The sequence below is a fragment of the Soonwooa purpurea genome (assembly GCF_053891095.1).
In genome coordinates this window covers 1-7,213 of record NZ_JBSSMA010000025.1, presented here as the reverse complement: position 1 = coordinate 7,213, position 7,213 = coordinate 1, and the positions used below count along the sequence as shown (strand labels likewise).

The following is a 7,213-nucleotide window of genomic DNA, read 5'->3' as shown; positions in this document are numbered from 1 at the left end:
ATTCCGCCGAATGCTTTTCAATTCTGCAATTTTTTGTAAGTTAGCAGAAGTGAAAAAGCATCGGCTACGTTTCTGAATTCTTGAACTTTCAGTCCTTCGAATTCCCGCACTTCGCCAATACTTTTTCCGTTAGCTGAAAGTCTTCCAAAACAAACCAAATGAGTGAAATCAAAGGAAAATTTGAAAACAAAAAATTAATTTATTTTGCTTTTATTTCGAGTTTTATACTATTCTTCTTTACGTTTAAATTTTATAATTCAGAACTTCCAAATAGAAGTAATACAACTGAAATAAAAGGTATTATTAAAGAAAATATTTCTATAAAAAAAGGGCGAAGAGGAAGCAGAACATTAATTATTAAATTACGTGAATATCCTAAAATTAATTTTACAATTGGTAGTGTTTCATTACGTCAAACCTATGAAGAAAAATTATTAGAAGAAAACAAATTAGGAGATTCAATAATATTGCTCATTGAAAGCGAAGAATATGAAAGAAAAATACTTAAAACAGAAAATATTCCTTTTCCTGAAAACATTCTACATCCTGAAAAAATAAGTATTGTTGAAATTAATAGTAAGAATTTTAGTTATTTAACACTTAATGATTACAACAAAGAACACAAAGAGAATAATTATTTAGCAATAGCTTTTTTCGGATTATTTGGAATTCTTATGACATTTTTAGGAATAAAAGGAATCATATATCACACGAAAAAATTCAAATAAAGACCTTCAGCTAACATAGGTTTTGCAAAATGCGGGGATAAGTCAAAGCTGAAAATTTTGTCAAGATAATCCGCAAATTGGCTTTTCATCTTGTTTTTTTTATTAATTTAACAATCTGAAAAAGCCATTTGCTACGTTTTGGAATTCTTGAACTTTTCGTTCTTCGATTTCCCGCACTTCGCAAAGCCTTTTTCCGTTATCTGCAATTATGGAAAACATCACGATAAAAGACATTCTAACAACTTATTGGAGTCAATTTACATTATTAATATTCGGAATTGGATATTTAATAAAAATTGCATTAGATACTAGATATAAAAAATCCGAAATTAATCATAATTTATTTCAACAAAGGAAACTTGATTCTTTAAATAATTTTTTTTTAACATATTCTCAAGTCCATCAGATTTGGTATGATTTTCCAGTTTACTCCGCATCAAGAGGAAAATTTAGTGCAACGGAATTAGATGAAATGATCTTCCCTAGTTTGAATGAATTAAAAAGAAATGTTTTAGAACTGAAAATATATTTCGATAAGGGAAGCCATGATAATTTTGAGGAAATATTACAATCATTCTTTAAATTAAATGGTAAACTAAAAGCAATTGTTTTTAACTCAGAACCACAGAATAACCCGACTCTACTCGCAAATTTCGAAATTTTAAAAGATGAATATTTTTCGAAAAATGAAAAATTACTAAATAAAATTACGACTAAAGTAAAGACAGATTTTAACAAATAAAAGATATGAAAGAACCAAAAAGACTAATTAATTTAACTTACGAACAAGCTGTAATAGAGAAAAATAAATTCCCTTCTAATATTGTTAATAGAAAAGATGGTGAGTATATAATTATAATTGCGCCTAATTCTGAAGCTGATTTTAAAGAATTTTATACATATTTTTATAATAATAGTAGTGAATATACTGATAAACTATGCCTTGAATATTCGAAAGATGGAAAGTTTCAAGTCAGAGAACATTTATTGAGTTCGTTGAAATAAAAGTAACATAACTGCAGATAACATTGTATTGGCAAAATGCGGGGTTTAAGTCTAAGTTGAACTATATGTAATATTTAGCCGCCAATATTTTCCAATTCCACATTTTTGATTAACTTAGTTCCATTGAAAAAATATTGGCTACGATTGGTCTAAAATTGAACTAAAGTTCACTTTTTTCCCGCACTTCGCCAATACTTTTTCCGTTGTACGCAATTTTATAAAAACACCCGTAACAAAAACAAATTAATATATGAATTTTACATTGTTAGAAAAAATGGCAGTTCTTAAAGCTGTTGATGAAGTTTTAATGGCAGATGGACATATTGACATCGGGGAAATAGCTTACTTAAAACAAATTTTAGATCTGTTTCATGTTGAAATGGAGTTTGTAAACGAAGCAAGAAATTTAAGTTCTAGTCACGCTGGTGAAATTTTAAGAAACATGGACGACATTAAGAAGTTTGCACTTTATAAAATTATGAAAGAAATGGCGACCGCTGATGGAGATTTTGATCCTCAAGAATTAGAAGTTATATTTTCGATATTACATATTGCAGGAATAAAGCCAAGTTAAATATATGTGGATAATAGTAATTTTAGTAATAGCAGGTGTAATCATTTGGGTATTCGCAAGTAGTAATAATGATAACGAAAAAATAAGAGATTATAATAACCAAACTGGAGGTTTAAAAAATAGACATCAAAAGTTTGTCAATATTTTGGAAAAAAAATATGATATGTCATTAAAATACGATGACGGAAGAAAAATTTATTATGAAAAGAAATATCCAAATGGTGATTTAAATATTGGTTTAAAATTAGAATTTGACAACTCTCATGTGATATTTTCTGAATTCACAAAAAACAGTGGAACCTTAATCAAAGGAAAAAACGTAACATACTACAATTATGATGATAAAATAATTGAAAAATCAATTAACACAAGTATTTTGGACCTACCATTAAGTTTAACCGAGACTCATAATAAAAAATATAGAGATGAATGGAAGAAATTCATGGAAAAATCACGTAATGAAAATTTCATTAATGAATACATCACAAATTTGTATATAAAAGATGACATTAACCCAGAAAAATTTATAGGAAACTTTACCTACAAAAAAATGGGATTTTCAAATGAAATTGAAGAAACAGAATCTATGAGAGATATTTTCTTGCCAAGTCTTGCGTTTACTGATTATTTTGTTGTAGCATATCCTGACGTTTATCTATGGGCACAAAAAAATACAAATAGAGTAAATGCATATAAAATTTTAGAAAATATTGATGAGGATTATTTTGATTACATTGAAAATCTAATTCCATTTTACAGAAAAATAATTGACCAATACAAAGAGGAAGGAAATCAACTTGAATGTTCATAAAAATGATAATAAATTATGAATGAAAATTATAAATTGGGATTTGGGATTGCAATATTTCTAATTGTTTGCTGGGGTATTTTTGGCCTTTTTGAAGGAAGAGGATTTTTCGACCCAACATTGGAAATTATTGATGAACTTGGAAATACAATAAGTTTCATTATTAAAATCGCATTATTCGGTGGTGTCATTTGGTTTTTCTATTCTATATTCAAGAAAAAGTCTTAAAAATATAAATGGATAGAATTTAAAATGTTATAACAAAAAAAACTGCGTACAACATTGTATTGGCAAAATGCGGGGTTAAATGTATAATTGAAAAATTTTACATATTTAGCCGCCAATATTTTTCAATTCCACATTTTTGTTTAACTTAGTTCCATTGAAAAAATATTGGCTCCGTTTGGTCTGAACTTGAACATTCGTTCAAATTAAGCCCGCACTTCGCCAATACTTTTTCCGTTAGCGGTCAGGCTAAAACGACCGTGCTAAAACAAAACGAATTGACAGAATTTATGGACTTCAACAATATTGACGAAATTAAAAAAGCGGGATTTATAGGCTTCAAAAAAATGAGCGAACTTTTTGTTGACAGTTCATCTATTCCGAAAATTAAAGGCGTATATCTTGTTTTAAATCCAAACTTCAAAAAAGCAGAATATTTACAAATTGGAACAGGTGGACATTTTAAAGGTAAAAATCCAAATGTTTTGATTGACGAACTAAAATCAAATTGGGTTGAAAACTCTCTTGTTGTTTATATCGGAAAAGCAGGAAGCGAAACAAGCAAAGCAACTCTTAACTCTCGATTAAAGCAATATTTCGGTTTTGGTCAAGGGAAAAATATTGGACATTGGGGCGGAAGATTAATATGGCAATTAAAAAATAGTAATGATTTAATTGTATGTTGGAAACCACTACTAAATGACGACCCAAGAACATTTGAAAATACATTAATCAAAAAGTTTGTTTCAGAATTTTCTAAACGACCTTTTGCAAATCTTGCTGACTAATGACCCCAAGACAATTTGAAGAATTTGTTTGTGAACATTTTCGCCAACAAGGATATAAAACAGAACTTACTGCTTACAGCAACGATTATGGAATTGATGGCTTCGCTATTAAAGGAAAGCAGAAAATTGCTATACAATCTAAAATGTACGGACATACAACAAGGAAAATTAACCGACAAATGGTAATGGAACTTCACGGAGCTAAAGATTTTTTTGATTGCACTAAAGCAGTTATTGCAACAGACGGAATTTTTCTTCAAGACGCATTGGTTGTTGCTGAAAAATTGAAAATCGAAATTCTGTATTTAAATGAAATCCAGAAAAGTACTTATAAAAGTATAACTACAACAAAAAACAAGAACAATAAAACATTTGAGCAAATTTGGGAAGACTACATAATTCCCCTTCAGGGCAAAACATTGACAAGAAAAAGTGGAGAAACAAATCAAATAATTAAAGCTGATTGGAGCGGAATAGAACGAAAAACTTCAAATGGAAATAATGGAAAAATTAAAATAGAAATATTTAAGCAAGCTGTAAATAGGCTTTTGACAGATGGTTCAATATCTCGTGACTATATTAATCAAAACTATGTCGGACGAGCATCTTCGGGAATAATTTTAGTATTATCACAAGTACCATTTTTCAAATTGACTGAAAAACCAACCGGATTGAAATATGAAAAGTAGTAACCGCAAAAGCCCGAACCGCTAACAAGGGTTTTGCAATAGTGGGGCGAAACTGCAAAGTTCAACGGCAGTTCTTCGGTTCAACTTTTGTGCAAAATTGAAGATTTGTGCTTCGATTGCCCCACCATCGCAAAGCCCCGAACCGTTGGTGGCAATTTTACAAACAGTACTCCGAAAAATGAATTTAAGAAAAATTAAAACAATCATCATTAACTATTTTAAAATTTGGTGGATTCCAATTATTTCTTACTTCATTCCAATCGTAATTTTCTTATTAGGAAACTTGCTAAAAAGCGATTTAATTATTGATTTATCATTATCGATTTTTTTTATCAATTTAATTTTAAACATAATTTCCGCAATTGTCCAAATTTTTATAAAAAAATGGTATTACTTGATTCCACAATTATTAATTTCAATTTTTTTATTCTTCGCAGTTTCTTTTATTTTCACCTTTTCACCTCCAGACTATTATGGGACGAACAAAAAAATTCCTGAAAACATAGAAATTTATGACCCATTGGAAAATGAACCAACTGAAAACGATTTTAAAAATTTCAACTTAGCCTTGATTTCATCATTTCAACCCGGAATTTATAATTACTTTACAAATTATGAACCAACTGAATTGGGAAACTTTTACATCAAAGCATTTGAAATAACCTCAAACGACCATTTGTCAGCTGAAAGGATGAAAATTAGGTCAAAAGTAAAAGTAGAAAATCTTGAACCCAAATTATATTCAGGAGAGTTTACAATTTATGAAGGTTCTTGGGGAGATAAATATGGAGCGAGGATTGAACTTTGGTTTGAACCCCAAAGCGGAAAATCAGACTATAAAATTACTGAAAGAAACTATATTGTTGAAGGTTGGATGAGATAAAAAACTGCCACCAACAAGGGTTTTGCAAAATGGCGGGTTTCAGTCTAAATTGAAAGTTTGTGCATTTTAATCCGCAAAAGCCAATAAAATTGGCTTTTTTTCATAATTTAGCAAATAGAAATTGGCTTTTGCTACGTTCCGTCTAAATCAAAAGTTCCACCTTCGATTTTCCGCCACTTCGCAAAGCCCCGAAACGTTAGCTGATATGCTTTCCAAACAGTCTGCACAAATGAAAATAACCGAAAGAACAAACCAAGAAATTATTGAACAACTGACTAAAATTGCAAATAATATCGACTCGACTAAAGAAAATTATCTTCTATCCTATCCTCACTTTTTGAATTATTTCAAAAATCTAGAAACTATAAATTTAGAGAATTTAATCATCGGAATAAGCTTTACTTATTCTTGGATGCCGACAATTTTAAAATCAATCAAACTCGAAAATCCTGAAAAAATAATTTCAATTTTAAACGAAATAAAAAACGGACAAAGAATAAACGAAGAACAACTTGGAACTTTGAAAAGTGCTTTTAACAATTCACTTGTTGGAACTTCAAAACTATTACATTTTATCAATCCAAAACAATATGCAATTTGGGACAGCCGAGTTTTTCGATTTTTAAACAACGAAGAACCTCATAAATACAAACTCGAAAAACCAAAAACTTATTTAGAATATCTTGATTTTATCGAAAACTTAAAAAATGAAAAGGCTTTTGAAACTTTTTACAACTTGATTAAACAAAAGGTCGGTTATGAAATTAGTGAATATCGATCTTTAGAACTTGCATTTTTTAAAGGAGAATAATTATGAAGCCAACTTATCGAGAACAAATAATTGAAACAATAAACAACTTAATAGAAGCGAGAAATATCATTTTCGAGCAAATTTTAAATCTCGCAATGTCAAATGAATTTAGTCATTTAAAAGATGCTTTTGACCAAGGTGATGTTTACTCATTTTCCTTAAACCACTTTGAAGATATGGAAGATGTAAATGTCCAAAAAATGGTAAAACTCTGTAAAAAAACCGAAGAAACTATTTTTACACTTATGGACTTAAACGGAATAAACGAAAACGAAGTAAATCTCAATGAACAATAAGCACATCAGCTAACAAGGGTTTTGCAAAATGGCGGGGTAAAGTCTAAATTGAAAATTTGTGCTTCGTAATCCGCAAAAGCCAATTTTATTGTCTTTTTTCATATATTAGCAAATAGAAATTGGCTTTTGCTACGTTCCGTCTAAATCGAAACTTTCGTCTTCGATTTTCCGCCACTTCGCAAAGCCCCGAAACGTTAGCTGTAATGCGTCCAAAATTGCGCACAAAACAAAATGATGATTAACGAAATAAAAAAAATCGAAAAACTATTTTTTGGAACCACTCTATCTCAAATTTCAAATATAATTGAAGACGAAGAAGCGAAAGAATATTTCGGTTATAATTTTCAAACTGAAAAACTAAATTTCAAATTTAGAAAAGCGAAAATTACTCCTAAAAAAGTTGGTC

11 protein-coding genes are annotated in these 7,213 nt (G+C 29.5%); all 11 read left to right on the top strand.

What is annotated here, in order from left to right; translation table 11 throughout:
- Positions 1-158: 158 nt before the first annotated feature.
- The 11 genes from ACVFVN_RS14200 to ACVFVN_RS14150 all read left to right on the top strand — a co-directional run bounded on the left by ACVFVN_RS14200 (position 159) and on the right by ACVFVN_RS14150 (position 6,807).
- Complete coding sequence (locus ACVFVN_RS14200) at positions 159-728, top strand: hypothetical protein (RefSeq protein WP_456235787.1); 570 nt, start codon at positions 159-161, stop codon at positions 726-728.
- Positions 729-936: 208 nt separating this feature from the next.
- Entirely contained in the window at positions 937-1,470 is a 534-nt protein-coding gene (locus ACVFVN_RS14195) for a hypothetical protein (RefSeq protein ID WP_456235786.1), read from the top strand.
- A gap of 5 nt (positions 1,471-1,475) precedes the next feature.
- Entirely contained in the window at positions 1,476-1,733 is a 258-nt protein-coding gene (locus ACVFVN_RS14190) for a hypothetical protein (protein ID WP_456235785.1), read from the top strand.
- A 250-nt stretch (positions 1,734-1,983) separates the two neighbouring features.
- Positions 1,984-2,307, top strand: a complete 324-nt coding sequence (locus ACVFVN_RS14185) for a TerB family tellurite resistance protein (RefSeq protein WP_456235784.1) — start codon at positions 1,984-1,986, stop codon at positions 2,305-2,307.
- A 4-nt stretch (positions 2,308-2,311) separates the two neighbouring features.
- Positions 2,312-3,118: a hypothetical protein gene (locus ACVFVN_RS14180; protein ID WP_456235783.1), complete on the top strand. Its 807-nt coding sequence runs from the start codon at positions 2,312-2,314 to the stop codon at positions 3,116-3,118.
- A gap of 15 nt (positions 3,119-3,133) precedes the next feature.
- Positions 3,134-3,343: a hypothetical protein gene (locus ACVFVN_RS14175; RefSeq protein ID WP_456235782.1), complete on the top strand. Its 210-nt coding sequence runs from the start codon at positions 3,134-3,136 to the stop codon at positions 3,341-3,343.
- Positions 3,344-3,618: 275 nt separating this feature from the next.
- Positions 3,619-4,128, top strand: coding sequence for a hypothetical protein (locus ACVFVN_RS14170; RefSeq protein WP_456235781.1), 510 nt, complete (start codon positions 3,619-3,621; stop codon positions 4,126-4,128).
- A complete protein-coding gene (locus ACVFVN_RS14165) occupies positions 4,128-4,817 on the top strand; it encodes a restriction endonuclease (RefSeq protein ID WP_456235780.1) in 690 nt (229 codons plus the stop codon). Before ACVFVN_RS14170 ends, ACVFVN_RS14165 begins: the two co-directional genes overlap by 1 nt.
- Positions 4,818-4,995: 178 nt before the next feature.
- On the top strand, positions 4,996-5,700 hold the full coding sequence (locus ACVFVN_RS14160; RefSeq protein WP_456235779.1) for a hypothetical protein: 705 nt from the start codon (positions 4,996-4,998) through the stop codon (positions 5,698-5,700).
- 205 nt (positions 5,701-5,905) lie between these two features.
- A complete protein-coding gene (locus ACVFVN_RS14155; RefSeq protein ID WP_456235778.1) occupies positions 5,906-6,511 on the top strand; it encodes a hypothetical protein in 606 nt (201 codons plus the stop codon).
- A gap of 2 nt (positions 6,512-6,513) precedes the next feature.
- Positions 6,514-6,807 carry a hypothetical protein gene (locus ACVFVN_RS14150; protein WP_448368993.1) on the top strand — a complete coding sequence of 98 codons (294 nt, stop codon included), beginning with the start codon at positions 6,514-6,516 and terminating at the stop codon, positions 6,805-6,807.
- Positions 6,808-7,213 lie beyond the last annotated feature (406 nt).

What these genes read in the sequence shown, in the direction of transcription:
- ACVFVN_RS14200 (WP_456235787.1), top strand. Translation starts at nt 159, where the DNA reads ATGAGTGAAATCAAAGGAAAATTTGAAAACAAAAAATTAATTTATTTT.
- ACVFVN_RS14195 (WP_456235786.1), top strand. Translation starts at nt 937, where the DNA reads ATGGAAAACATCACGATAAAAGACATTCTAACAACTTATTGGAGTCAA.
- ACVFVN_RS14190 (WP_456235785.1), top strand. Translation starts at nt 1,476, where the DNA reads ATGAAAGAACCAAAAAGACTAATTAATTTAACTTACGAACAAGCTGTA.
- ACVFVN_RS14185 (WP_456235784.1), top strand. Translation starts at nt 1,984, where the DNA reads ATGAATTTTACATTGTTAGAAAAAATGGCAGTTCTTAAAGCTGTTGAT.
- ACVFVN_RS14180 (WP_456235783.1), top strand. Translation starts at nt 2,312, where the DNA reads ATGTGGATAATAGTAATTTTAGTAATAGCAGGTGTAATCATTTGGGTA.
- ACVFVN_RS14175 (WP_456235782.1), top strand. Translation starts at nt 3,134, where the DNA reads ATGAATGAAAATTATAAATTGGGATTTGGGATTGCAATATTTCTAATT.
- ACVFVN_RS14165 (WP_456235780.1), top strand. Translation starts at nt 4,128, where the DNA reads ATGACCCCAAGACAATTTGAAGAATTTGTTTGTGAACATTTTCGCCAA.
- ACVFVN_RS14160 (WP_456235779.1), top strand. Translation starts at nt 4,996, where the DNA reads ATGAATTTAAGAAAAATTAAAACAATCATCATTAACTATTTTAAAATT.
- ACVFVN_RS14155 (WP_456235778.1), top strand. Translation starts at nt 5,906, where the DNA reads ATGCTTTCCAAACAGTCTGCACAAATGAAAATAACCGAAAGAACAAAC.
- ACVFVN_RS14150 (WP_448368993.1), top strand. Translation starts at nt 6,514, where the DNA reads ATGAAGCCAACTTATCGAGAACAAATAATTGAAACAATAAACAACTTA.